Below are 25280 nucleotides of genomic sequence, written 5' to 3'. Positions count from 1 at the left end.
AAAGAAGGAGGACAAAATGAATCCATTTCAAGAAGCACAAACTGTTCCGGAGCTTCGTTATGATGAGATTCAAGTCGGTGATCAAGCATCCCTTACAAAAACAATTACAGATGAAGATGTTATCAATTTTGCAAAATTGACTGGGGATGTGAATCCTATTCACATTTTAGATTCTTTTGCAAAAACGACAATGTTTAAAGAACGTATTGCTCACGGTATGCTCGTTTCGAGTTTTATTTCTACCATCCTTGGAACGAAACTCCCAGGCAAAAATACGATTTATTTATCCCAAAATGTTTCATTCCGTGCCCCTGTCAAAATCGGTGATACACTTCGCGTTGTGGCAGAGGTTATTAAGAAGCGTGATGATAAAAAAATCATTACGCTGCAAACAAACATATATAATCAATCAGATGATATTGTCGTGGAAGGAACAGCGACAATACTAAAAAAAGAGTAGCAAATTTGCTACTCTTTTTTCTATCCAAGAACTTCTAATCGCACCGATTACTTCCGCGTATGAGTACGTCGTTTCCACATAAAATAACGTTACCAGTTTAGATAAGAACTTAGCTGAACTGGACTACTCATAAGGATGTGTATCAACATGGTAAAAACAAACAAATTATTAGTTCCAGGTGCAGAACAAGCACTTGAACAATTTAAATATGAAATTGCACAAGAATTTGGTGTAAGTTTAGGATCTAATACAGCATCTCGTTCTAACGGTTCAGTTGGCGGTGAAGTAACAAAACGTCTTGTTGCTTTAGCTCAACAACAATTACGTGGATAATAATATAACATATGGCTTAGAGGCAGATATTCTCTGCCTCTTTCTAATTTCAACATACATAATGGTGCTTTTTCACATACTAATCAAAACGAAAGGAGCGATCTGTAAAATGAAACGGATTAATATTAGCATGAGCCCTCCCCGCGTTCTTACTTTGTCTTTTCTTGTATTATCAGTTGTCGGCACATGTTTATTAAAACTACCCATTGCTACGACAACTTCCATTTCATGGCTCGATGCCTTATTTACAACCGTTTCCGCTTGTACTGTTACTGGACTTGGTGTTGTAGATACTGGAAAAGTATTTACTTTGTTTGGACAATGTGTCATTTTAACGCTTATACAAGTTGGCGGGCTTGGCATTATGAGCTTTGCTGTCTTAATTGCGATTATGCTCGGAAGAAAAATCGGTCTTCAAAATCGGATTTTACTGCAACAAGCATTAAATCAAACAAATATCGGCGGCATCATCCGTCTTGCCAAAGCATTATTTTTATTCTCTTTTACAGTCGAATGTATCGCTACTATAATTCTTTCTTTTGAATGGGTACCAAAATATGGGGTTATGAAAGGGATCTATTATAGTTTTTTCCATTCAATCTCAGCCTTTAACAATGCTGGCTTTTCTGTGTGGAGCGATAATTTAATGTCCCATTCTCATAGCATTCTTGTCAATCTCGTCATTTCCTCTCTCATCATTTTAGGTGGAATTGGTTTTACAGTAATCGTAGACATAAAAAGAAAGAAAAACTTTAAAAACCTTACACTACATTCAAAACTTATGCTCTCTTCTACTCTAATCGTCAACATTATTGCTACCCTTTTTATTTTTATATTCGAGTTCCATAACTCCCTTTCTATGAGAGGTTTTACCCCATTTGAAGAAGGATTGGCCTCTTATTTTCAAGCAATTTCAACGCGAACTGCCGGGTTTAATACTGTTGATATTTCTACATTGTCAAAACCTTCTCTCCTATTAATGATGCTCCTTATGTTTATTGGTGCTGGTAGCGCTTCAACTGGTGGTGGGATTAAGTTAACAACATTTTTAATCATATTTTTTGGCGTATTTAAATTTTTACAAGAACAAGAGGATATTGTCGTATTTAAAAAATCCATTAAAGATACTCTCATTGTCAAATCATTAACCATTACTATTATTTCCATTTCATTTATCTTTTTTGCTATTTTAATTTTGAGTATTACTGAGCGAGTTCCTCTATTGATGAGTGCTTTCGAAGTATTTTCAGCATTTGGGACTGTTGGCCTCAGTATGAATTTAACACCCCACTTAACTATAATCGGAAAAGCTATTATTATCTTTATGATGTTTTTCGGGAAAATGGGTCCTTTAACATTGGCTTTTTCATTTGCTCGTAAAAAGAACCTGAAAATAAAATATCCGAATGAAGATATTTTAACAGGTTGACAACCGTATAAATTATCCATATAATGAGAATACAATAACATATCTCCAAAGGGGAGTAGCGTCCAAGAATATTTCTTGGAAACAAAGTCGTCATTACGTAGAACTTAGTTCTTCCGGCTTTGTTGGCATTTTTTATTACATATGTCTAGCAAGACCTTTGCCTATTAACGGCAGAGGTCTTTTTTGCATTCACTTCCAGATTCTTCCAAAGTTAATAGGCAGGAGTATGGGGAAACTAAATAGTGGGGAAATTCTTCACTTATTTAGAACTTATAGAAATGAGAGGAGAATGTACATGGATGTATCATTATTATTGGAGTATGGTTGGGTATTACTCATCCTAATTGCACTTGAAGGGATTTTAGCGGCTGATAACGCTCTTGTTCTTGCAATTATGGTAAAACATTTACCAGAAGAAAAACGAAAGAAAGCACTATTTTATGGATTAGCGGGGGCATTTGTTTTCCGATTTGGATCGTTATTTATGATTTCGTTCTTAGTCGATGTATGGCAAGTGCAAGCAATTGGTGCCATCTACCTTATGTTTATCGCTGGTAATCACTTATTTAAAACATATGTTAAAAAGAATACAGATGAAGAAACAGAAGAAAAAGAAGCAAAGAAAAAACAAGAGAACTTTTGGTGGACTGTATTTAAAGTTGAGGTTGCTGATATCGCCTTCGCAGTTGATTCAATTTTAGCTGCTGTTGCACTAGCAATGACTTTACCAAAAACAGGATTAGGTACAATTGGTAGTCTTGATACTGGGCAATTCGCTGTTATCTTTGTAGGTGGACTTATCGGATTAATCATTATGCGATTTGCAGCAACTGCTTTCGTACAAATCTTAAAACGTAAACCAGGACTTGAAACCGCAGCATTCTTAATTGTAGGTTGGGTTGGTGTGAAGCTAGCAGTTTATACATTAGCACACCCTGCATTAAATGTAATTCCACATTCATTCCCAGAATCCACTCCGTGGAAGCTTACATTCTGGATTGTATTAGTCGGAATCGCAGTTGGTGGTTGGTTCTTCTCAAAAGAAGTAGAAGTAAAAGTAGAAAAGAATTTAGACGAAAAAGCGCTGTAATTACAGCGCTTTTTCTTTTTTCTTTCTTCCTCTCAATGTCCAGAAAAAATTCCATTATACTACCTTTTGTAAACGTTTTCTTAATGTATGTATGTCCTTTTTGTGAAACATTGCACAAACTTATTGAAAGTGAGAACAATTCCATGTACTTTATTCATATAAGGAGTATTTATAGAAGATTTACTAAAGGAGCGTATTACTCATGCTAGAACAAGGACTAGATTATGTTGTCAAACTGGCTAAAAGCAAAAAGAAAATACTAGATACAAACCCAATGCAATATTTCATTCGTGCTGCACTTGCGGGTATTTATATCGGTTTTATTATTGTACTATGTTTTAAATTAGGTAACTTTTTTCACATTGCAGATTCACCAGCAACTTATTTAGCTGCCTCTATGTTTTTCGGGATTGCTCTCGTACTTATTATATATGGCGGTGCTGAATTGTTTACTGGGAACACAATGTACTTTACTGTAGCAACTTTAAGAAAAGAAACAACGATTTCTGATACACTACGTAACTGGGTTGCTTGTTATGCAGGTAACTTAGCCGGCGCGTTATTCTTTGCCTTACTATTTTACGCAACTGGAATTTTTGAAGCAATTGATCACGGTCACTTAATGAATAAAGTCGTTGAAGGAAAGATGAACACACCTACAATGCAGTTATTCTTTAAAGCCATTTTATGTAACTGGCTCGTATGTCTTGCTTGTTTCTTACCTTCTCAGGTTAAAGGTGACACAGCAAAAATAATAGTCATGATGCTACTTGTTTTCACATTCTTCTTATCTGGTTACGAACATAGTATTGCAAACTTATCACTCTTTGCTTTATCTTTAGTTTCACCGCATCCTGAGACAATTTCTTTTTCAGGTGCTATTCATAACTTAATTCCTGTTACAATCGGTAACATTATTGGCGGATCAGTATTTGTCGGTATGGTATACCACTACTTAACAAAGAAAACACCTGAAGTTCAACAGGAAGAAACTGAAATCGCAGTAGCTCAACAAGAAGAGATTATTCCTTTACAAGCACATATGAAACATTAAAAACTCCAAAGTTTTACTTTGGAGTTTTTAGCTTCCCACGTATTTAACAACAAGGTGAGGATTAATTTCTCCTTCTTCCTTTCCCTTATCCATTCTCTGTTTCATCTTGTGCATACCGATGACATCATTCGTATGAAGGTGAATTTCATTTACATATAATCCCTCTGTACAAAAAGCTTCTACAAAATCTAGTCCATTTTTTGCTCCCCAGCCCATATTATAATCAAGGGAAAGAATATTCACATCATAATCCCGAACCATTTGCAAGGCACATTCTACTGTAGTTGCGGACACATACCCGAACGGGCAACTTCTTTGATCATCCATATATACGTTCATTTTCGATTCCCTCTCTAATTTGAATAAACAGCTAATACATAGCACATTGCCCCAAGACTAATAAAAGGACCAAATGGAATTGGCTTTCGTACTTCTATACGTTTTAATCCGATACCAATCCCGAAAAAACAAAGACTAAAACAAGATGCTAAAAATAAAACGATAAAAACTCCCTTCACTCCTACTATAAAACCAAGTAACGAAAGTAGTTTTATATCTCCTCCGCCAAGCCCTTCTGGATATATCTTTTGCATGCAATATAACAAAAGGAATATAACACCACTACCAACTATACTATCTGTCCAAGTAACTAATTGTACAAAAACACTTTCGAGAATGAGTAAAACCGCAAACGAAATTAAAATACAATCAGGAATTAACATATATAAGTAATCTGTAACTGAAATAATAAGAAGTAGCGAAAAAAGGGATAAAATGATAATAAGTTCTCGTTCTATTCCAATCATATACACGGTAAGAAGAAATATACTTCCTGTTATACATTCAAATGCTACATATATAATTGGAATTTTCCTCTTACAATTCGTACAACAGCCTCTTTGTATATAAAATGAAATGATGGGGATTAGTTCTTTTGGCCTTAGCACATATTTGCAATAATAACAATGTGAACGCGGGGTAATAATAGACGCACCTAATGGAACCCTCACCGCAACTAACATAAAAAAAGAACCAAACACCATCCCTGCTAACAGTGCATATAAATAAGTGAACATCCCTTCCTCTCCTTTCCCAAAAAACATAGCAAAAAAAGGAGAGAACTTCTACTTCATATTATCCTTTATTCTACTAAAAAAGCAGGTCATTTTCTGGCCTGCTTTCCCCTCTTTTATACGATGAAATATACTGCTTTTAATGGTCCATGTACTCCGACAACAAGATTCATCTCAATGTCAGCCGAGTTACTTGGCCCTGTAATAAAGTTAATACAAGATGCCGCTGTCTCCCCATTTTCTACGCGTGAGTTCATATCCTGAACTGCTTGTGTAATACGAGGCACAAGTGTTTCACGTGGAATAATAGCAAAATATACAGTCGGTAAAAAGTGTAAAGAACGTCCCTGCCCTTTATGACTTTGTACAACAATTGTACCAGATTCGGCTAATGTATAATCACTAAATGCAATACCAATATTCGCTTTTTCAGCTAAACGCATATTTTCGTCTTTTCTCTCTGGATCCCATACGTTTACTTCAACGTCTCGCTTTGGAAGTTCTTCTTTAAATAAAGATGTTAAACCATATGCATCAAAACGATCATCTGCTGATAATAAAATAGGTCCCCCGCCGTTTTCCATGATTACTTTTTGAAGGTCTTCACCTAAACGGTCATTTGTCGTTTCTACTACAGTTGTATGAATGTTTGTACATTGCTTTTTAAACACTTCTAGTAATTCTTCTTGTGAATAATCTTTTAACGTTTCTATATTCACATTACTTTTCCATACTGGACGCTCTACACCTTCTGTTTTACGTGCGCGCCCAAGTTCTTTTGCAATGTTATCTAGAAAGGCATCACGGTTTTGAATTAATCCTGTCATTATTTATCCCCGCCTTTCTTATGATCTTTATACCAATCACGGAATCGTTCTTTACTTGGAGCTGGGAATTCACGAATATCCGTCCAGTTTTTAAGTGGTCCAACACCTTTTGATACACGATTACCAGATGTAAATGGACTCATTGCCGCTGGTGCCATTTTTGAACCCATTTTATATAAAGCAGCTGAAGAAGCACCCATACTAAACATTTTCATCGCTAGTTTTTCTGCAAGTGGTGCACGACCTTCTTGCTCAACGATGACTTGACGATGTTTTAATAATAAATCATGCAACGGAATTTTTACTGGACAAGCTTCTGTACATGCTCCGCATAAACTAGATGCATAAGGAAGCTCTTTGTAATCATCATATCCACCTAGAAGCGGTGTTAATACCGCACCGATTGGTCCTGAGTAAATCGATCCATATGAATGTCCACCAACGTGACGATATACAGGACATACGTTAACACAAGCAGCGCAACGAATACATTGTAATACGGAACGGAATTCAGATCCAAGAATTTGAGAGCGACCATTATCAACAACCACTAAATGGAATTCTTCAGGTCCATCAACTTCCTCTTCTTGAATTGGTCCTGCTACTGTTACATAACTTGTTAATTTTTGACCTACTGCACTACGACATAGTAAACCAACTAAAACATCTAATTCTTCCATTGTCGGAACCATACGTTCCATACCCATTACCGCAATTTGTGTTTTAGGAATTGACATAACAAGATCTGCATTACCTTCATTCGTTACTAAACAAAGAGATCCAGTATTGGCAACAGCAAAGTTACAACCAGTTACACCAATTTCTGCATCCATAAATTTCTCACGAAGTTGTTTACGAACAAACTTTGTCATTTCATATGGGTCATCAGAATTTTCATAGCCTAGCTTTTCTTTAAATACATCGCGAATTTGCGTTCTATTTTTATGAAGTGCAGGTGCAATAATATGTGAAGGTGGATCATTATCTACTTGCAAGATATACTCTCCTAAGTCACTCTCTAATACTTCACAGCCAATCTCTTCAAGCGCATGATTCATACTAATTTCTTCTGTTACCATCGACTTTGATTTTACTACTTTTTTCGCTTGTTTCTTTTTGGCAACGTCTTGAATATACTTTGCAGCTTCCTCTTTCGTCTTCGCAAAGTACACGTGTCCGCCTCTTTTTGATACATTTTCACTTAACTGCATTAAGTAATAATCCAGATTTTCTAACGTATGTTGACGAATTTGTTCACCTAGTTCACGCCACTCTTCCCAGTTTCCTAATTCATCTGCAGCTTTTAAGCGATTCGTATATAAACGCGTTTGTGCAGAAGATACTGCTCCGCGCATAAACGAATCTTGAATTCCATCACCAACGCGATCATTAAATTTTTTCTCACTGATTTTCATAGACATAGCTTATGTTCCCCCTTCATGAGCGACTATTCAGTACCTCAGCAATATGCATTACTTTTACTTCTTTTCCTAAACGCTCAATACGTCCGCCAATGTTTAACAAACACCCACAATCTGCACCGATTAAATAATCTGCACCTGTTTCCATGACACTATCTACTTTTTCGTCTACCATTTGCTCAGAAATTGGAGTCATCTTAACTGAAAACGTTCCCCCAAACCCGCAACAATTTTGCACGTTTGGCAAATCTCTCACAGTTAATCCTTTTACATTTGATAATAAAATTCCTGGTGCTTCTTTTACTCCAAGCATACGCGTCATATGACATGATTTATGAATAGTAGCTATCCCTGGTAAACTTGCACCAACATCTGTAACTTTTAAAACATCTACAATAAACTGTGTAAATTCATAAGTTTTATCAGCAACTTTTTGTGCACGTTTAGCCCACTTTGGATCATCTTTGAAAACATGCGGATACTCATGAAACATTGTCGCACAAGAACCAGATGGCGTAACAATATATTCTGCATCTTCGAAAGTTTCAATCATATGTTTCATCGCTTCTTTTGCTGCTTCTACATGGCCGCTATTATAAGCAGGCTGACCACAACAAACTTGTGCTTCTGGAAATTCAATTTCACAACCTAAACGCTCCAACACTTCAACTGTTGCTTTGCCGACATTTGTTTCAAACATATCGACTAAACAAGTAACAAATAAAGTAACTTTCATAACTATTACTCCCCCTTTTTACAACTTCACCAACAAACATATGGTCATCAGATGACTTAGTAGAGAAGAAATAGGCTCAACCATGGCCTATCCTCTCCCTCTTCTAAAGAAAACGCTTACTTAATCTTTCTCTATTTTATCAGAAAATTAAATTTTTAAAAGATTAAATTACGAATTTATATCGTTTTTACCTGTGACAATATGTTCTACATTTGTTAAATGATCTAGCATTGCTTGCTGCGCTAATTCTACATCTTGTTTTAACACCGCATCATATATAACTTGATGCTCTTCTATAAGTCGTTCTGATGTCGTTTGTTCACCATATAAAATAATGCGTCTTGATTCACCAATTGTTTCAGCAATCATCTCTGAAACATGATTCATGAGTTCAAGCAAAATGTTATTATGCGAAGACTCTGCAATTCCCATATGAAATTGAAAATCGGCTTTTTCGCCAGCCTTTTCATCTCCAATGCTCTTTGCCATTTCATCTAACCAATGTTTCATATTTTGTAAATTATCTTCCGTACGTTTTGCCGCCGCTACTCGAACTGCCCCCACTTCAAGCACCTTTCGTACTTCTAATAAATTCAAAATATCTTCTTTCTTCATTAATAATCTATTGTTTAATGATTTCGTTAATGAAGAAGAATCGAAGTTCTTCACATATGTACCTTCTCCTTGTTTCATCTCAATTAAGCCCATCGCTCTTAGCGCACTTAGCGCTTCACGAACAGCAGATCTGCCAACTTGAAACTGCTCAGCTAATTGATGCACAGGGAGTAGTTTGTCACCAGGTTTTAACGTACCATTTTTAATCATTGTTAAAATAGCTTCAGATACTTCTTCGTAAATTTTTTTCGGTTTAATAGATTTGTACTCCAGTTAAATCACCTCAGTATCTTCCAAACAACAATTGAAACGATTTATAAGAACTTTGCATCATAACTATTTTAGACCGAATTGATAAGAAGTACAAATGTTTTGTTCATAAAATAGTCAAATTTTCGATATTTATTACATATTAATTTATATTTTTACGTATAAAGTGAAACTTTAATCAGTGGGGGTTTTGTTCATCGCCCACTGATTATTAGCCCTCACGAATCGGACTTTTACGGGCAGCAGGGCCTCCACCTAACTTCTTTGCTTCCGTTGAATTTTGAGGTGAGGGTCTTACTGCCCGGCGAATAGCGGGATAAATATTTTCTTCAATATAAAGAACATGTCCTAAAAATTAGAACATGCTCCCCTCATCCTGTACATTCAGTTTAATAATAACCGTTGTTCCCTTATCTTTTTCACTTTCAATTTTCCACTGTCCACCATGTATATGAACAATTTGTTTCACAATAGCAAGGCCTAAACCTGTTCCACCATGTTGACGACTTCTCGCTTTATCAACTCGGTAAAAGCGTTCTCCAAGATTCTCCAAATGTTCTATATCAATACCAATTCCTGTATCTTTTATTTTTAATTCACAGTAATCATCGATTTGCTCTAAAGTTATAACGATATTTCCTTTTTGATTTGTATACCGTATCGCATTATCTAACACATTATGAAGCACTTGTTGCATACGATCTTCATCAATCATGACAATGACCTCTGGATTTAAATTAGTTGAAATATGAATTTCCTTTTCTATAAACTTAATCTCATACGTATCTAATACGTCTTCAATCAGCTGTGAAAAAACGATAGGTTGCTTCTTTAACGGAAAGTGCTCACCTTCTAATTGTGCTAAGTCTAACAAGTCATGAACGAGACGCTGCATACGACCTGCTTCTTTATGAATTAGCTGCGTTACTTTTTCCTGCTGCGGTCCCTTTGCAACACCATCTAAAATAGCCTCGCTATACCCTTTTATATAACTAAGTGGTGTTCTAAGTTCATGCGAAACATTTGCTAAAAATTCCTTACGCTTTACATCTTCTGTTTCTAATGAATTTGCCATTTTATTAAATGCTTTTCCTAATCGTCCAATTTCATCCTCTGAAGAAACTGTAATCCGCTCCGAAAAATCTCCCGTAGCCAAATGATTTGCAACCCGCTCCATTTGCGAAAGTGGCTTCGTAATTGCAATTATAATTTTCCTTCCAACCCATATCGTAATTAAAATCATAGCAATTGCTAACGGTGCTAAAATAAGACCCATATCATAGATTAAATCTTTTATACTTTTTAAAGGAATATACGAATAGACAATTCCGACTAATTTTTTATTTTCCAATACAGGGATGACAACCCCCATAATATTACGGTCAAAATGTTCTTCATATCCTATTTTTGTCACAGTTTTCCCGTCTAATAGCGTTTGCCTATCTCCTTCACTTATAAGAGAATGATGATGCACATCAAAAGGCAAACATGCGCTTAAATCACGCGGATTAGACACGAAAATAACGTCTGAACTAGATATTTGATCAAACGATCTTACTTTCTCTTCAAAAGTTGATATTCCTTCACGCTTATCATATTGAGCAGCAAGACTTTTTCCTTCCATTACTAACGAAGCTTTTAAATTATCAACGTATAATTTTTCATACGAGTATAAAGATACGAAATAAAGAAAGGACACTGTTACACATACTGCACATACTACTGTAAGCCAAAGTTTTTGTACCATCGTAAACATACGTTACACCTCAAATTTATAGCCTACACCCCAAACAGTTTGAATGTAGTTTCCACTTTCTCCAAGCTTCAAGCGCATCGTTTTCACATGCGTATCTACCGTTCTTGTACTTCCGGCATAATCATATCCCCATACCTTTTCAAGTAATTGCTCCCGGCTAAATACTTGTCCTGTATGTTGGCAAAGAAAATATAATAAATCAAACTCTTTTACAGTAAGAGAAATCGACTCACCATCCGCCTCTATTCGTCTACTTTTTTCATTGATAAGAATTGGTCCAAATTGAATCTCTTCTTGCTGTTCTTGCTTTGTATATCTTCTTAGCACAGCTTCCATACGGGCAACCAATTCACCAGGACTAAACGGTTTTACAATATAGTCATCTGCTCCCATACGTAAGCCGTTCACCCTATTCCACTCTTCACCTTTTGCCGTTAAAAATATAATCGGCACATCTGACGTTTTTCTAATTTCTTTACAAACTGAAAGTCCATCCATTTCTGGCATCATTATATCTAATACAACGAAATCATAATGATCCGTTTCTAGTTTTTTAAGAGCCTCTTTTCCATTCTCAGCTTCTCCCCACTCATATCCAAAGTTATCCAAATACATTCCAACAAGCTGTCTCATATCACTTTCATCATCTACAACTAGCACTCTATATTTATTCATTGTCCTTCCCTTCCCTCTCTATGAGTTGAAACGGTCCTTTTCCGACTTTAATTGTTTGTTTTATTTTCAAATTCTTCATATCTATAACGCACACTTCATCACTATCATAACTGGCTACATACCCTTCTGCTCCGCTCTCAAAAAATGCAAATGGATTCGACCCTACTTCTACAGAAGCTATTTCTTTATATGTTCTAATATCAAACTTTCTAAGTGTATTCGACCCATGACTGAGTGCATATACGTACTTACTATCCCTCGTTATATTCACAGGCATAAATGGAGCGTGTAAAGAACGCACCATTTCTCCACTCTGTAAAGAATACACTAACACTTTCTCATTTACTTGATTTCCATCACCATGTCCGCCAATCCATATTTCTTTCCCATCAGGACTAATCGTCGCTCCTGTTGATGCTGGCGGAATCATAAAGGATTGAATAACTTCTTTTTTCTTCGTATCAATTGTCGTTAGTTTCGTATCATAAAAGTTTAGTACAGATAACCGATTCTGATACTCTACCATCGTTATAGGCCCTTTTCCTGTTGAAACATTTCCTGTCTCTTTCCCATTTATCGTAAAGAACCTTACCTTTTGAACATTTTGATCAGCAGCAAATAATTGTTTTTTATCTGCTGATACGACCACATTTACAATGCCCTTTCCAGTTTTATATTTTCCCACTTGCCTTCCTTCCGCTAGTGAATATACATACATATATTCTAATTGCTTACCGTATACAAGTATTTCATCGCCATTTGGAAGCAGTGTGATTCCGGCCATTGGCTCATTTAGTTCCCATGTCGTAATTAACTTTTTATCTTTTTTATCAATAAAACTAATGCTGCCTTCTTTTATATTCGTAGTTATAATAACATTTTTATCTTTAGCAATTGGTGTATATGAACTTCCTTGACACCCTACTAGTAGAAATAAAAAACAGAGAAGAAAAACATACTTTCTCAAAAGATTCCCTCCATCTTCGGATGATTTCGTTATAATTGTAAAATAACAAATAAATGTGTGGAAAGTGTGAAATTTCCCTTTCTTACTCAATTTACATATATAATGTACAACAAATAGAATTTGAGGTGTGTCAATTATGCTATTTCCTGATTTAGCGAATAAAATTGTACGAGAAGTACGCAGACTAATTACAGAAAATATTATTATCATTAATATGGAAGGCGTTATTATCGCAAGTACAGATACAGAAAGAATTGGTCAATTTCATGAAGGTGCACTCCGCTGTGCCAAACAAAAGAAAACCGTCATCATTACAAAAGAAGATGAAAGGCGATTGCAAGGTGTAAAGGCTGGGATGAATCTTCCTTTATTATTTCATGATGAAGTAATTGGTGTCATTGGAATTACAGGAGAACCTGAAAATATTTCACGCTACGGAGAAATATTGCGTAAGATGACCGAATTATTAATTCATGAAAACTACTTTTTAGAGCAACTAGAACTTGAGCACCGTTCTTATGAAGCTTTTGTCTTTGATTGGCTTCAAAATACAGAGTGGTCTCCAAGTTTTCTTGATCGCGCCAAAACACTTGGCATTGATTTATATAAGAAAAAACAACTTATTTTGTTTTCTATTGGCAAAAATGACACGATGCTCCAGCGTAAAATATGGCAACACATACGTAATATTTTAACAAAAGAGCATCTATTTGTTCGCTGGGGAAATGATCGTTTTATTTTATTTACAGCGATGAGCTCCAAAGAACAAACTTATCAATTTTTAAAACGGTTAAAACAAGACTGCGAAACTTTATTTTCTATTCCTTTATATATAGGGATTGGACAAACAGTTACCCCAAACAATATGAGCATATGTTACGAACAAGCATTACGCGCTCTTTCTGTATCATTGGAGACGAAAAAAATTGTATTTAATGAAGATTTACGTTTAGAAATGTGTTTACAAGATATTTCTGTCGAAACGCGTGAACAATTTCTAGAGCGTACCATCGAAAACTTATTATCATTTCCTGAGCTTATGCAAACTTTACGCTTATTTATCGATTATAACCAATCTTATAAACAGACGGCTAAACAATTACATATACACATTAACACATTACATTACAGGCTAAAAAAGATTGAAGAACATACAGGACTTGATCCAAAACAATTCAAAGACTTAAACGTTTTGTACTTCGCACTTCTCCTATTAGATAATTATACAAAAAAGAATGATAAAACAGATTAATCTTTAGATGATTATACATAGAAAGAATCCCTCGACTTTTTTATCATTATAATGAAAGCACTGTTACCACGTTGTTTATTATAACTAAACACGTTAACAGTTTGAGGGGGATTTCCAATGTTAGAAAAACAAATTATTCATTCATTCGTATCTATTGTTGGCGAAGATAATGTAGATACATCCAATATGGGGCGTTTAACTTATAGTTATGATGCCACTCCAAACTTCCAAGCAATGCCTGATGCAGTCATTGCTCCTCGTAATACAAATGAAGTAGCTGAAGTGTTAAAAGTATGTAACACTCACAAAATCCCTGTGTATGTGCGCGGGTCTGGAACAAACCTTTGCGCAGGAACATGTCCACTTGAAGGCGGTATCGTCCTTATTTTCCGCCATATGAACAATATTTTAGAAATTGATGAAGAAAACTTAACAATTACTGTACAAGCTGGTGTCATTACACTTGATATTATTAAAGCGGTAGAAGAAAAAGGTTTATTTTATCCACCAGATCCAAGCTCGATGAAAATTTCTACAATCGGCGGTAATATTAATGAAAACTCAGGTGGATTACGCGGTTTGAAATATGGCGTAACACGTGATTATGTAATGGGGCTTGAACTTGTCTTACCAAATGGCGATATTATTCGCACTGGTGGTAAATTAGCAAAAGATGTAGCTGGTTACGATTTAACTCGTTTATTTATCGGTTCTGAAGGAACACTTGGCGTGGTAACAGAAGCTATATTAAAACTTGTTCCTATGCCTGAAACAAAGAAAACAATGCTTGCACTATATGAAGATATTAATGAAGCTGCACGTGCTGTTTCTTCTATTATTGCAAATAAAATCATTCCAGCAACACTGGAGTTTTTAGACCAACCGACAATTGAAGTAGTAGAAGCGTTTGCACAAATCGGTTTACCTACAGATGTAAAAGCAATTTTATTAATCGAACAAGACGGTCCGCCCGAAGTAGTCAATCGAGATATTGAAAAAATGGCTAACGTTTGTCACTCTATGAATGCGGTTGATGTTCGCGTTGCAAAAGGTGAAACAGAAGCAGATGCGCTTCGTACCGCTCGCCGTAGTGCTCTATCAGCGCTCGCACGATTAAAACCTACTACAATATTAGAAGATGCGACTGTACCACGTTCACAAATCGCTCCGATGGTTGAAGCTATTAATGCCATTGCAAAAAAATATAATATTCCTATTTGTACGTTTGGACATGCTGGTGATGGTAATTTACATCCAACTTGTATGACAGACGCTCGTAATGCAGAAGAGATGCACCGAGCTGAGCAAGCTTTTGCTGAAATATTTGCGAAAGCAATTGAACTTGGTGGCACAATTACTGGTGAACATGGTGTTGGTGCAATGAAAGCTCCATATTTAGAAATGAAATTAGGTAAAGAAGGTATTGCAGCTATGCAAGGAATAAAGCAAGCTTTCGATCCAAATAACATTATGAATCCTGGAAAAATGTTCGCGAAAGACACTCGAAAAAGAGTGGTGGTTGAGCGATGACCACATTAAATAAAGAAAATATTCAAAAAGAATTTAAAGAACGATTAAGTGAAGATGAATTACTAAACTGTATGCGATGCGGTTTTTGTTTACCTACTTGTCCTACCTACATTCAATCCGGATATAAAGAGTCACATTCACCGCGCGGACGTATTGCATTAATGAAAGCAGTCGTTGATGGTTTAATCGAACCAGATGAAGATGTTGAAAATACATTAAACGTTTGTCTTGGTTGCCGTGCTTGTGAGCCTGTTTGTCCATCTGGTGTAAATTATGGACATTTATTAGAAGAAGCTCGTGATATTATTAATCAAAATAAAAAATTCTCAGTGCCAGTGAAAGCTGTTCGAAAAGTCGTTTTTGAAGGATTATTCCCCCATCAAAATCGAATGAGAACATTAACTGGACTAATCGGATTTTATCAACGTTCTGGTTTACAAACGCTAACACATAAAACAGGGATTATGAAGTTATTCCCTGAAACCCTTGCAACGATGGATCTCGTTTTACCAAAAGTCCCTAAAATGAAAGCGATGAAAGATCGTCCTTCATTTTTACCTGCAGAAAGTACAAAGAAAAAACAAGTTGCATTCTTTACAGGCTGCTTAATGGATACGATGTTTTTAGAAACAAATAATGCAACGATGAAACTTCTTCAATTAGCTGGTTGTGATATCGTTATTCCGAAAACACAAAGTTGCTGCGGTGCATTGCATGGACATGCTGGTGAAAAGAGTGGAGCAAAAGAATTAGCAAAGCGAAATATAAAAGCATTCGAAAATTTAAACATCGACTATATTATTACGAATGCAGGTGGTTGCGGGGCTTATCTTGTAGACTATGATTATCTTTTAAAGGATGATCCGGATTGGGCTGAACGTGCTAAGCAGTTTGTTTCTAAAATTAAAGATATTACTGCTATACTAGTAGAACTAGACTTCCATAAGCGAACTGACTTACGACTCACGCCGCAGGTTATTACGTATCAAGACTCTTGTCATTTACGCAATGTTATGCGCATATCTTCTGAACCTCGTATGTTACTAGAGGCTATCCAAGGTGCAACATATCGAGAAATGAAAGATGCCGACCGCTGCTGTGGCTCTGCTGGTATTTACAATATTGTTCATTCAGAGTTATCAATGGAATTTCTAGATTACAAAATGGACCGTGTGCATGAAACAGAAGCAGCAACCATTGTTGCTGCAAATCCAGGTTGTTTATTACAAATGAAATTGGGCATTGAGCGAGAAGGGCTTTCTCATAAAATGAGAGGAATTCACATTGTGGATTTATTATTAGAAGCAATTGAAACTAACTCGTAATAACTCGTAACATACGTAATAATAGGAAAACGGCTATCTCCTTCGTCTATGTAAAGAGATAGCCGCTTTTTTGTCTGCTACAACATTAAAAATATGTTACTTTATTATAAAAAAGAACAACAGAAACATTACAGTTTTGTAAAAATCAATCCATTATATTCCTCGAAAAATCGTTCAAACCATTGATACAATAGGATTCTTCATTTTCTATTTAGGTAACTTTATCCAAAAATCCCCTCTTAAAACCAAGTATAAAAACACTATAAATTCCTTTTATACTCTATATTTCTCTTATTTTTACCCCCTTCTTCTCTTAGGATAAATTAGGTAATTTTAAAGTCTATGAATTTTTTTCCATCTTTTTTCTCGCAAATTGTATGCTACGATGAATTTGTCAGTCAGACAGGCTGTCAAAAACAAATCGTGTGAAAACAAATTAAAACTTTATATAGGGGGACACACATCATGAAAAAGCGTGTTTTATTATCTGTAGCTGCTGCAACAGCTCTTACTTTAGGAGTATCTTCTCTAGATGCACAAGCTGCAACAGTACAACCATCTAACGTAAAGGTTCAAAATATTCAGTATTCAAAAGTAATGATGAAACAAATGAGCCAACAAGAATTACAAGCATTCTTACAATCTATGGGAGTTGAATCATTAGCACAATGGCAACAAGGAAACTTCCAACCAAACTGCTTCATTCCTGGTCAACAACCTACTGAAAATGTTGTAACTGAGCAACCAACAGCTAAGCCAGAAACTCAAAAGCCAGTTGAGCAAAAACCTGCCGAGCAAAAGCCTGCTGAAGAAGTTCAAAAACCAGAAGCTCAAAAGCCTGCTGAAAACAACAATACTCAAAAACCAGCTGAGCAAAAGCCTGCTGAAGAAGCAAAATCTTTAAGCGAGTTTGAACAACGTGTTGTTGAATTAACAAACGCTGAGCGTGCAAAACAAGGCTTACCAGCACTAAAAATCGATACTGAATTAAGCAAAGTAGCACGTATTAAGTCTGAAGATATGCAAAAAAACAACTACTTTGATCATAACAGCCCTACATACGGGTCTCCGTTTGACATGATGAAGAAATTTGGTATTTCTTATACATCTGCAGGTGAAAACATCGCTCAAGGTCAACGTACACCTGAAGAAGTAGTACAAGCTTGGATGAACAGCGCTGGACACCGTGCAAACATCTTAAATAACGGCTTCACTCACATCGGTGTTGGTTATGTAGAAAGCGGCAACTACTGGACACAACAATTTATTACGAAGTAAATAGATTAAAAGAGTCTTCTCATAATGAGAAGACTCTTTTTTAAGTTTCATAGCTTTCTATTATGTATGAATAGAAAATATATAACATAAACAACATAGATCCACAGCTTATTACACTAAGCAATACATAAAATCCCCACTCTAAGTTCAAAAACAATGAAAACAATATGCCACATGCCATCACTTGAAAAATCCGTCTACTCACTAAACAAATTTTTTGTAATTTAATTGGATCTTTTTCTTTTTCTTTGCCTTTTATTTTCTTAAATTCTTTACTCAGCATAAAAAGAAACATACTAATCCCAATCGTTAATCCTGTTTGAAAGGATATCAAATCCCCAAAATTAATAAAGAGGATAAGCGTATGAATAAACAACATAAATAACGTAATTTTCTTTATAAATCCGCCTATAATACCATGCTCTCTTTCATTAAACTTAAATATATTATGTGAAATAATATACAAAAATCCATATGAAAAAATAATAAAACAGGGAATAAATGCTACAACGACTTGTTTACTCATAAACTCGTTTGGCTGACCATTTACATTCCAATGTACTGCCATACGATTTGGTAAATAGGGATAGAGAAATAGAGTAAGTAAAAGACAAGCGAAAAATATTCCCAGTACATACTTATATTTAATCAAGTGATTCTCACCTCTCTTTTCTCTTAACGGCTTCGCTTCTTTTAGAGAAATCCCTGCAAAAATCTACTTTTTTCAAGTTAAAACTTATACTTTACGCATTTTCTTTTTGAAATTCTTTTATTTTATTATTTAACTTTGTAGGAAACGGCACATCAACTTCAATCGCTTCTTTCGTAATTGGATGCAAGAAATTTATCTTCATCGCATGCAATGCCTGACTGGACATATATTTTGTTTGTCCACCATATAATACATCCCCAACTAATGGATTACCATTATGACTCATATGAACACGAATTTGATGTGTTCTACCCGTTTCTAATTGTAACGTTACGAAAGTCGTGTTTTGCTTCTTAAAATACTTTTCTACTTTATAATATGTGATAGCTTGGTCACCTTTTGGAGAAATACGACGCCTTGTAGCATGATGGCGATCCCTTCCGATAGCAGCATCAATCTTTCCTTTTTTCTTCTTTACTTTCCCTTCAACGAGCGCTGCGTACGTTCTTTTAATTTTTCTTTCCATTAATAAGCGATCCATAATTGAACCAGCAATTCTATGCTTAGCAAACACGACACCACCTGTCGTATCTTTATCTAAACGATGAATATGACGCACCTTCGTCTCTAAACCTTGCATTTGAAAATGAAAAGCAACAAGATTTGCAAGCGTCCCGGTTCCACCTTTTTCAGCAGGGTGCGTGTCCATTTGCTCTGGTTTATTTACGATAAGTACGTGATCATCTTCGTATACTACATGTAATTCACCATATTCTGGATCTACACCGTACTCTTCCTCCGCAAACATATGGACTTGTAACTTATCGTTCTCTTTTAAAAGCTCATTCCATCTTCTTTGTTCCCCGTTAACCGTAACACCTTTTTCCATACGAAGCTGATGTAATAGCTTTTTCGGTATTTCCCATTCTACTTTTAATACCGATTCAATACTTATACCATTCCATTTAGCTGGAACGGTAATTTCACACCATTCACCCTTTTTCTTTGTTTCCATACTGTTTATCACCTTATTTCTATTGATTCTCTCATTGTAACGGAAAACACACTTTGATGCACCGTCAAAAATAGAGGACAGTCTTATAATAGACTGCCCCTCAAGCTCTAAGTCTTTTCATTTCTAACAATACTTCTTCAGCTTTTTGTTCATACGATAAATCTTTAAAGAAATCCGCCAACCTTTTATAATCATTGTAAGCATCTAATAAATCGTCCATCTTTTCTATTTTCATCACTTGTTGTTTTTGTTTCATTTTTACTGGATAGCGATAACCTGATACTTCTTGTATTTTGTAATACTCATCCTCTACTTGAACGACCTTTACAAGTTCTTCCTCTTCTGCATCCATCGTATACCCGTCAAATTCTCTAAGTAGTTCATAAATGATATGAGTCCATTCATCTTTTGGATAAAACCCTTTTTCTAACCGATAACCGACAATGCGATACATATGCCCATCGTTCTCGGCAAACTGTACTGTATCATTTAACTTAAACTTAAAATAACGAAACATTGCCTTCACCTACTTATTATGTAATGTTCTTATCACATACTATTTGCAAAATGTAGGCTTTGCTATTCATAAAAAATGCTCATCATATTGATGAGCATTTTTTATGATGCTTTTTCTCTTTTTTTTCGAAATGGTAACCACCAGTTCCAGTCTCCAAATAACTTCATTAAGCTTGGTACGAGCATAAGACGAATAATTGTTGCATCAAGAAATATTGCTAATGCAACACCAAGACCCATCTGCTTTACTGGTAAAATATCAGTAAATGCGAATGCACCAGTTACAACAATCATTATTAAAGCAGCTGATGTAATAATTCTACTTGTTGAAACGAGCCCTTCTAACGTTGCTTGATCGTTATCTCCTGTTTCTTCATAGAGCTCATGAATACGTGAAATAAGAAATACTTCATAATCCATACTAAGCCCAAATACGAGGCCAAAAATGAAGATTGGTAAGACAAACAGAACCGGACTTGCTTCTAAACCGAAATGACCACCTTCAAATAACCAAACAACAATTCCAATGGTTGCACTTAAACTAAGTATATTCATAACAATTGCCTTAATTGGAATGAGTATAGATCGGAATGCAAATAATAATATAACAAAGGTCGATCCAAATATAACAGACATACCAATTACAACTTTATCTTTAATTTCATCTTCTAATTCTTGTTGAAACGTCGTCATTCCGCCTAGATAATACGTAACATCCGTTTCTTTATAGTTCTTTTTAAAGTCACGTACCCACTGTTTTGCAGTCTCTGTACGTGGTTTTGTTTTCAAAAAGATTTCTATCGTCGTCTTATTCCCTTGCGTGTATGCTTCAAATACAGGAGTTAGTTTCGCTGATTCTGGCGACTGCAACATTCCAACAACTTGATCTGCTTTCATTCCAGTTAACCCGTCGTATAAACTTCTTACTTCATGTACTTTCTTATCATCTTTTAACTTTTGAACGACTTCTTCTATCTTTTGTAGACTTTCTTTTTCTTTCATATCTTTTTTCGTCTCTACAACTAATGTAACATCAGCGTGTGTTTTGACAGTTTCATTAAATGCTTCTTCATACTTTTCATATGCAATCCTTGTATCACTCTTTTCAGGTAAAGCTTCAACACCAGGGAACTGCAAATTAGCTGTACGTAACGGTAATAAGCAAATAACAATAAATGTTGTAACAACAATAATCATTGCAATTGGATGTTTCATCACAAATTGTGCAAATTTACGCCATGCTTTTGCCGGCGTATGTGCTACTTGATTCTTTTTTAATATTCTTTTACCGATTAACGATAATAGTGCTGGAAGAAGTGTGAGTGAGAATAAAATACTCATAATGACAACAATCATTCCGCTAATCGCGACAGATTGAATATAATCTATCTTAAAGAAAAACAAACCGGATAACCCAACAAATACGCATAATCCTGAAAATACAATCGCACGTCCTGCCGTTTGATATGTAATTGCTATCGCTTCTTTTACCGTTCGTTTAGCAACTTCCTCTCGAAAACGGTTCACAAATAATAGCGCAAAATCAATAGATAATGCAAGTCCAATCATCGGTGCAACGTTTAACACGAAAATAGATAGTTCTTTATCAACACCGATGAAATACAATATACCCATCGTACTAATAACACTAAGCGCCCCATTCAAAATCGGTAAAATTGATGCCAAAAGACTACCAAACGAAAATAGTAATACAAGAAACGCAATTGGTAATCCAATCATCTCTGCTACTTTTAAATCATTTTGCGTTCTTTCATTAATCTCTTTATTAATTTTCGGAAACCCTGTAGGTGTTACTTTTAATGCTATATTACTTTCTTTCTCAATCTCATCAGCAAATTGTAATGTCTTTTCCATTCGTTCCTTATTTGTTTTCCCGGAAAATAAAATTGTCGCATAGCCGATGTCATCTTGTAGCATTTCTTTATTTTGGATTGGGTGATGGAAAGATTCATAGTTCTCTTTCTCTTGAACATTCTTTACAATTTCATTTATTCGCTTTTTAAATTCCTCATGCGAAGCATCTTTATTTTTCTCAAAAACGAGCAGCAGCGTATCTTGAGACTTCTTAAAATCTTTATCTAAAATTTCTTTCGTTTTTTGATAGTCGCCTTCCGTTTGGAAACCGTCACCACCTAATACTCCCGGTAGCTTTGGAGCAAAAATCCCAAGTGCGATTGCGAGCAACAGTAACGCTACAATTACTGTATAACGAAACTGATACAAAAAGGCTCCTAACTTCCCCCACTTATCAACTTTATGTACATTTGTCTTCACACATTTTCACCTACTTTACATAATTCAATTGTCACTTATACTGTATCACATCTTGATATAAACAAAAAACGTCTGGAAAAACTATAATAATAGTTTTTCCAGACGTTTTTCTATCTCTCTTTATTAAGCCCTAATCTCTCAGTAAGTAAACGATGGTAGTAAATCGCGATAATTAACAAAATACCACCTACGCAGTAACCAGCTAAAATATCAGTTGGGTAATGTACATTTAAAATGACTCTACTTAATCCAATCGATAGAATTACTATACCCATCAAAATCGTTGTGACACATTTCCCAGCTACGCTTTTCAAATTAGCAGCAATGATATAAGTAAGAAATCCAAATGTCATAATCGATAACATTGCATGTCCACTAGGAAAACTATACCCAAGTGCATCTAGCGCTTCATTTAATGACGGACGTTCTCTCTTTACAATCTCTTTTATCCCTTTATTCACAAGATGTGTTATTAAAATTCCCATTGGATATACAATCATCGCAGCATAATAACGCTTCTTCCAAAAAACAAGCAAACTTATAACGAGCGTAGCGACTATCCCAATTGCTGATCCCAATTTTGTAAAGTACGAGAAAAATGTAAGCGAACTTTCCGTTTGTAGCCCTCTTACTAATCCACGGACATATGTATCCATCACTGTAACGCCACCTGCATGTACGCGCCAAGCAACAATACCAAATACAGCAAATAACAAACCGATACACATTACCTCATACTGATGTAACTTCTTCTTCAAACGATTTCCTCCTACTATGAAAAAATGCGATTTCTACTTTAGAAACCGCATTTCCTTGCTTATTTACCTTTTGTTTTTAGCTCTGTCCAGTAACGATCATAGTCTTTTAACTTATCGTCTACATCAACAAGCCATTCTGTACGATCTAACTCTTCTTTCGTTAAGAAAATCATGTGATTATCACGGTATTCTTTACTATGAAGAGGATGAGCTTTTTCATTTGGATTACTGTAACCAATTGACTCGTAGTTTTTCACACTTACTTTTTCATCTAGTAAGTAGTTCATAAATTTCTCAGCAAGCTCTTTATGTTTTGCACCTTTTGGAATTGCTAACGTATCAGCCCAAATTGTGCCGCCTTCTTTTGGTACAACATATTCTACATCTTTATTATCTTTTGCGATAAATGCTGCATCTCCAGACCAAACTGTTCCGATCCAAGCATCTTCTGTAATGAATTTTTGTTTAATGTTATCTGTATCAAATGCTAATAAGTTTGGAAGCAGCTTCTTTAAATCATCTGCTGCTGTCTTTAATTGTGCATCGTCTTTCGTACTGTTTGAGAACCCGTGCTTCTTAAGACCCACTCCTAATACTTCACGAGAATCGTTCAGTAACGTTACATGTCCTTTATATTTCTCATTCCATAAGTCCGCCCAGCTTGTAGGTGCTTCTTTCACATACTTTTTATTGTATGCAATCCCTGTTACACCCCAAGTGTACACTAAAGAATATTTATTCTCTGGATCAAACGCAGGTGTTTTAAAATTAGAAACCATATTTTCGATATTCGGGATATTCTTTTTATCTAACGGCGCTAATAAGTCCATTTTCGCCATTGTTTTAACCATGTAATCCGACGGCTGAATTAAGTCATACTTTGCGCCACCAGCTTGTAATTTCGCAAGCATTTCTTCATTACTTGCGTACTTGTCATAGTTAATTTTCACATTATACTTCTTTTCAAAATCTTTTAGCACTTGCTCATCAAAATTGTCAGCCCAACTATAAATATTTAATTCTTCTTTCTTTTCACCACAACCAGCAAGCACACCAGCAACAAGGCTAAAGCTAATTGCTGCGCCAGCTATTCTTTTCATTAATTTCATCGGTTTATTACCCCCTTGTACTTTCTATATCGTTCGTATTATAAAGGAAGGTGTCCTCCAGAGTTTTCTTCACCATCTGCACCTTTGTTCCGGAAGATTTCAGATAGAACCATTAATCCTACGATAGCAACAATTAAAATTGTAGAAAGAGCATTAATTTCTGGTGATACTCCGCGCTTAACCATACTGTAAATGTATAGTGGCAATGTTGTTGATCCTGGTCCTGATACGAAGAAACTAATTACAAAATCATCAATTGATAATGTGAATGTTAATAATGCTGCCGAAATAACTCCCGGTACAATTGCTGGGAACGTTACATAACGAAACGTTTGCCAAGGTGTTGCTCCTAGATCATTTGCAGCTTCTTCTAAGTCACGTCCCATACTTGAAAGACGCGCAGCTAAAATAACAACAACAAACGAAATACTAAATGTAATATGTGCAATAATAATCGTTGTTTGTCCAAGTTCCATTCCTAACTGACTGAAAAGAATTAGTAAAGATAATCCCATTAAAATATCAGGAATTAAAATTGGTAAATATACAAGGCCATTAATAGCCCCTTCGAAACGATATTTATAACGATGTAAAGCAATTGCAAAGAATACACCAAGTACCGTTGTCACAATCGTTGTTATAACTGCAATCGTAATACTATTTACAAATGCATCAATAACATCTTGTTTTTGAAATAAATCTGTATACCAATGGAATGTAAAACCTTCCCACTCCGCATTAATGCGAGAGTCGTTGAAAGAATAGACCATTAAAACCATCATTGGAAAATACAAGAATAACAAAATTAACCAAGAATAAGAAACTAAAAACTTCTTCATCTTTG

Annotated in this window: 25 protein-coding genes and 1 riboswitch; of the genes, 9 read left to right on the top strand and 16 right to left on the bottom strand. The window is 35.5% G+C overall.

Translation table 11 applies throughout. The features are described 5' to 3' along the window. The first annotated feature begins 16 nt into the window (after positions 1-16). From GD442_RS06420 to GD442_RS06400, 5 genes are all read left to right on the top strand, one after another. Positions 17-460 (top strand): MaoC family dehydratase, encoded by a 444-nt coding sequence (locus GD442_RS06420; RefSeq protein WP_001067916.1) that lies wholly within the window; start codon positions 17-19, stop codon positions 458-460. Positions 461-607: 147 nt separating this feature from the next. Further along, positions 608-793, top strand: coding sequence for an alpha/beta-type small acid-soluble spore protein (locus GD442_RS06415; protein ID WP_000241212.1), 186 nt, complete (start codon positions 608-610; stop codon positions 791-793). A 109-nt stretch (positions 794-902) separates the two neighbouring features. Further along, positions 903-2222, top strand: a complete 1320-nt coding sequence (locus tag GD442_RS06410; RefSeq protein WP_000822360.1) for a TrkH family potassium uptake protein — start codon at positions 903-905, stop codon at positions 2220-2222. Between the two features lie 38 nt (positions 2223-2260). After that, a riboswitch (yybP-ykoY riboswitch) is annotated at positions 2261-2427 on the top strand. Between the two features lie 90 nt (positions 2428-2517). After that, complete coding sequence (locus GD442_RS06405) at positions 2518-3312, top strand: TerC family protein (protein WP_000383314.1); 795 nt, start codon at positions 2518-2520, stop codon at positions 3310-3312. A gap of 202 nt (positions 3313-3514) precedes the next feature. Continuing rightward, positions 3515-4366, top strand: coding sequence for a formate/nitrite transporter family protein (locus GD442_RS06400; RefSeq protein WP_000893025.1), 852 nt, complete (start codon positions 3515-3517; stop codon positions 4364-4366). Positions 4367-4393: 27 nt separating this feature from the next. Here the strand turns inward: GD442_RS06400 and GD442_RS06395 are convergent, their stop codons facing one another. From GD442_RS06395 to GD442_RS06355, 9 genes are all read right to left on the bottom strand, one after another. Next, the gene (locus tag GD442_RS06395; protein ID WP_001103770.1) at positions 4394-4705 is read right to left on the bottom strand and encodes a cyclic-phosphate processing receiver domain-containing protein; all 312 of its coding nucleotides are present in this window, start codon (positions 4703-4705) and stop codon (positions 4394-4396) included. A 14-nt stretch (positions 4706-4719) separates the two neighbouring features. Next, on the bottom strand, positions 4720-5442 hold the full coding sequence (locus GD442_RS06390) for a prepilin peptidase (RefSeq protein ID WP_000495726.1): 723 nt from the start codon (positions 5440-5442) through the stop codon (positions 4720-4722). 113 nt (positions 5443-5555) lie between these two features. Further along, positions 5556-6266: a LutC/YkgG family protein gene (locus GD442_RS06385; RefSeq protein ID WP_000147187.1), complete on the bottom strand. Its 711-nt coding sequence runs from the start codon at positions 6264-6266 to the stop codon at positions 5556-5558. Then, positions 6266-7687 carry a LutB/LldF family L-lactate oxidation iron-sulfur protein gene (locus GD442_RS06380; RefSeq protein ID WP_000061930.1) on the bottom strand — a complete coding sequence of 474 codons (1422 nt, stop codon included), beginning with the start codon at positions 7685-7687 and terminating at the stop codon, positions 6266-6268. The genes GD442_RS06385 and GD442_RS06380 overlap by 1 nt, the downstream gene beginning before the upstream one ends. A 16-nt stretch (positions 7688-7703) precedes the next feature. Beyond that, positions 7704-8423, bottom strand: a complete 720-nt coding sequence (locus GD442_RS06375) for a (Fe-S)-binding protein (RefSeq protein ID WP_000869148.1) — start codon at positions 8421-8423, stop codon at positions 7704-7706. Positions 8424-8591: 168 nt separating this feature from the next. Further along, positions 8592-9281, bottom strand: coding sequence for a FadR/GntR family transcriptional regulator (locus GD442_RS06370; RefSeq protein ID WP_254904515.1), 690 nt, complete (start codon positions 9279-9281; stop codon positions 8592-8594). A 382-nt stretch (positions 9282-9663) separates the two neighbouring features. Continuing rightward, on the bottom strand, positions 9664-11064 hold the full coding sequence (locus GD442_RS06365) for a sensor histidine kinase (RefSeq protein ID WP_000494796.1): 1401 nt from the start codon (positions 11062-11064) through the stop codon (positions 9664-9666). A 3-nt stretch (positions 11065-11067) separates the two neighbouring features. Beyond that, complete coding sequence (locus GD442_RS06360; protein WP_001046397.1) at positions 11068-11739, bottom strand: response regulator transcription factor; 672 nt, start codon at positions 11737-11739, stop codon at positions 11068-11070. Beyond that, entirely contained in the window at positions 11732-12706 is a 975-nt protein-coding gene (locus GD442_RS06355) for a YncE family protein (RefSeq protein WP_001234152.1), read from the bottom strand. Before GD442_RS06355 ends, GD442_RS06360 begins: the two co-directional genes overlap by 8 nt. 127 nt (positions 12707-12833) lie before the next feature. Between GD442_RS06355 and GD442_RS06350 the strand changes: the two genes are divergently transcribed. The 4 genes from GD442_RS06350 to GD442_RS06335 all read left to right on the top strand — a co-directional run bounded on the left by GD442_RS06350 (position 12834) and on the right by GD442_RS06335 (position 18091). Next, complete coding sequence (locus tag GD442_RS06350; protein WP_139849163.1) at positions 12834-13958, top strand: CdaR family transcriptional regulator; 1125 nt, start codon at positions 12834-12836, stop codon at positions 13956-13958. 117 nt (positions 13959-14075) lie between these two features. Continuing rightward, on the top strand, positions 14076-15488 hold the full coding sequence (gene glcD / locus GD442_RS06345; RefSeq protein ID WP_000890752.1) for a glycolate oxidase subunit GlcD: 1413 nt from the start codon (positions 14076-14078) through the stop codon (positions 15486-15488). Further along, positions 15485-16813 carry a (Fe-S)-binding protein gene (locus GD442_RS06340; protein ID WP_000209650.1) on the top strand — a complete coding sequence of 443 codons (1329 nt, stop codon included), beginning with the start codon at positions 15485-15487 and terminating at the stop codon, positions 16811-16813. Before glcD ends, GD442_RS06340 begins: the two co-directional genes overlap by 4 nt. A gap of 465 nt (positions 16814-17278) precedes the next feature. Next, on the top strand, positions 17279-18091 hold the full coding sequence (locus tag GD442_RS06335) for a CAP domain-containing protein (protein ID WP_159365064.1): 813 nt from the start codon (positions 17279-17281) through the stop codon (positions 18089-18091). A gap of 40 nt (positions 18092-18131) precedes the next feature. On the opposite strand, the gene GD442_RS06330 is transcribed toward GD442_RS06335, so the two are convergent. From GD442_RS06330 to potC, 7 genes are all read right to left on the bottom strand, one after another. After that, the gene (locus GD442_RS06330; protein ID WP_006917704.1) at positions 18132-18743 is read right to left on the bottom strand and encodes a DUF1648 domain-containing protein; all 612 of its coding nucleotides are present in this window, start codon (positions 18741-18743) and stop codon (positions 18132-18134) included. Positions 18744-18834: 91 nt separating this feature from the next. Continuing rightward, positions 18835-19758 carry an RluA family pseudouridine synthase gene (locus tag GD442_RS06325; RefSeq protein WP_000448349.1) on the bottom strand — a complete coding sequence of 308 codons (924 nt, stop codon included), beginning with the start codon at positions 19756-19758 and terminating at the stop codon, positions 18835-18837. Positions 19759-19858: 100 nt separating this feature from the next. Further along, positions 19859-20275, bottom strand: coding sequence for a hypothetical protein (locus GD442_RS06320; protein WP_000490301.1), 417 nt, complete (start codon positions 20273-20275; stop codon positions 19859-19861). Positions 20276-20376: 101 nt separating this feature from the next. Further along, on the bottom strand, positions 20377-22569 hold the full coding sequence (locus tag GD442_RS06315; RefSeq protein WP_000856409.1) for an MMPL family transporter: 2193 nt from the start codon (positions 22567-22569) through the stop codon (positions 20377-20379). Positions 22570-22679: 110 nt separating this feature from the next. After that, positions 22680-23327 carry a phosphatase PAP2 family protein gene (locus GD442_RS06310; RefSeq protein ID WP_000727792.1) on the bottom strand — a complete coding sequence of 216 codons (648 nt, stop codon included), beginning with the start codon at positions 23325-23327 and terminating at the stop codon, positions 22680-22682. Between the two features lie 59 nt (positions 23328-23386). After that, a complete protein-coding gene (gene potD, locus GD442_RS06305; RefSeq protein ID WP_000772485.1) occupies positions 23387-24436 on the bottom strand; it encodes a spermidine/putrescine ABC transporter substrate-binding protein PotD in 1050 nt (349 codons plus the stop codon). Between the two features lie 38 nt (positions 24437-24474). Then, entirely contained in the window at positions 24475-25275 is an 801-nt protein-coding gene (potC, locus tag GD442_RS06300; protein WP_000714193.1) for a spermidine/putrescine ABC transporter permease PotC, read from the bottom strand. Between the last annotated feature and the right edge of the window lie 5 nt (positions 25276-25280).

The sequence above is a fragment of the Bacillus sp. A260 genome, assembly GCF_009861435.1.
Taxonomy (GTDB): domain Bacteria; phylum Bacillota; class Bacilli; order Bacillales; family Bacillaceae_G; genus Bacillus_A; species Bacillus_A cereus.
The sequence above is the reverse complement of the archived record's forward strand: the minus strand, read 5'-3'. Positions and strand labels throughout refer to the sequence as shown.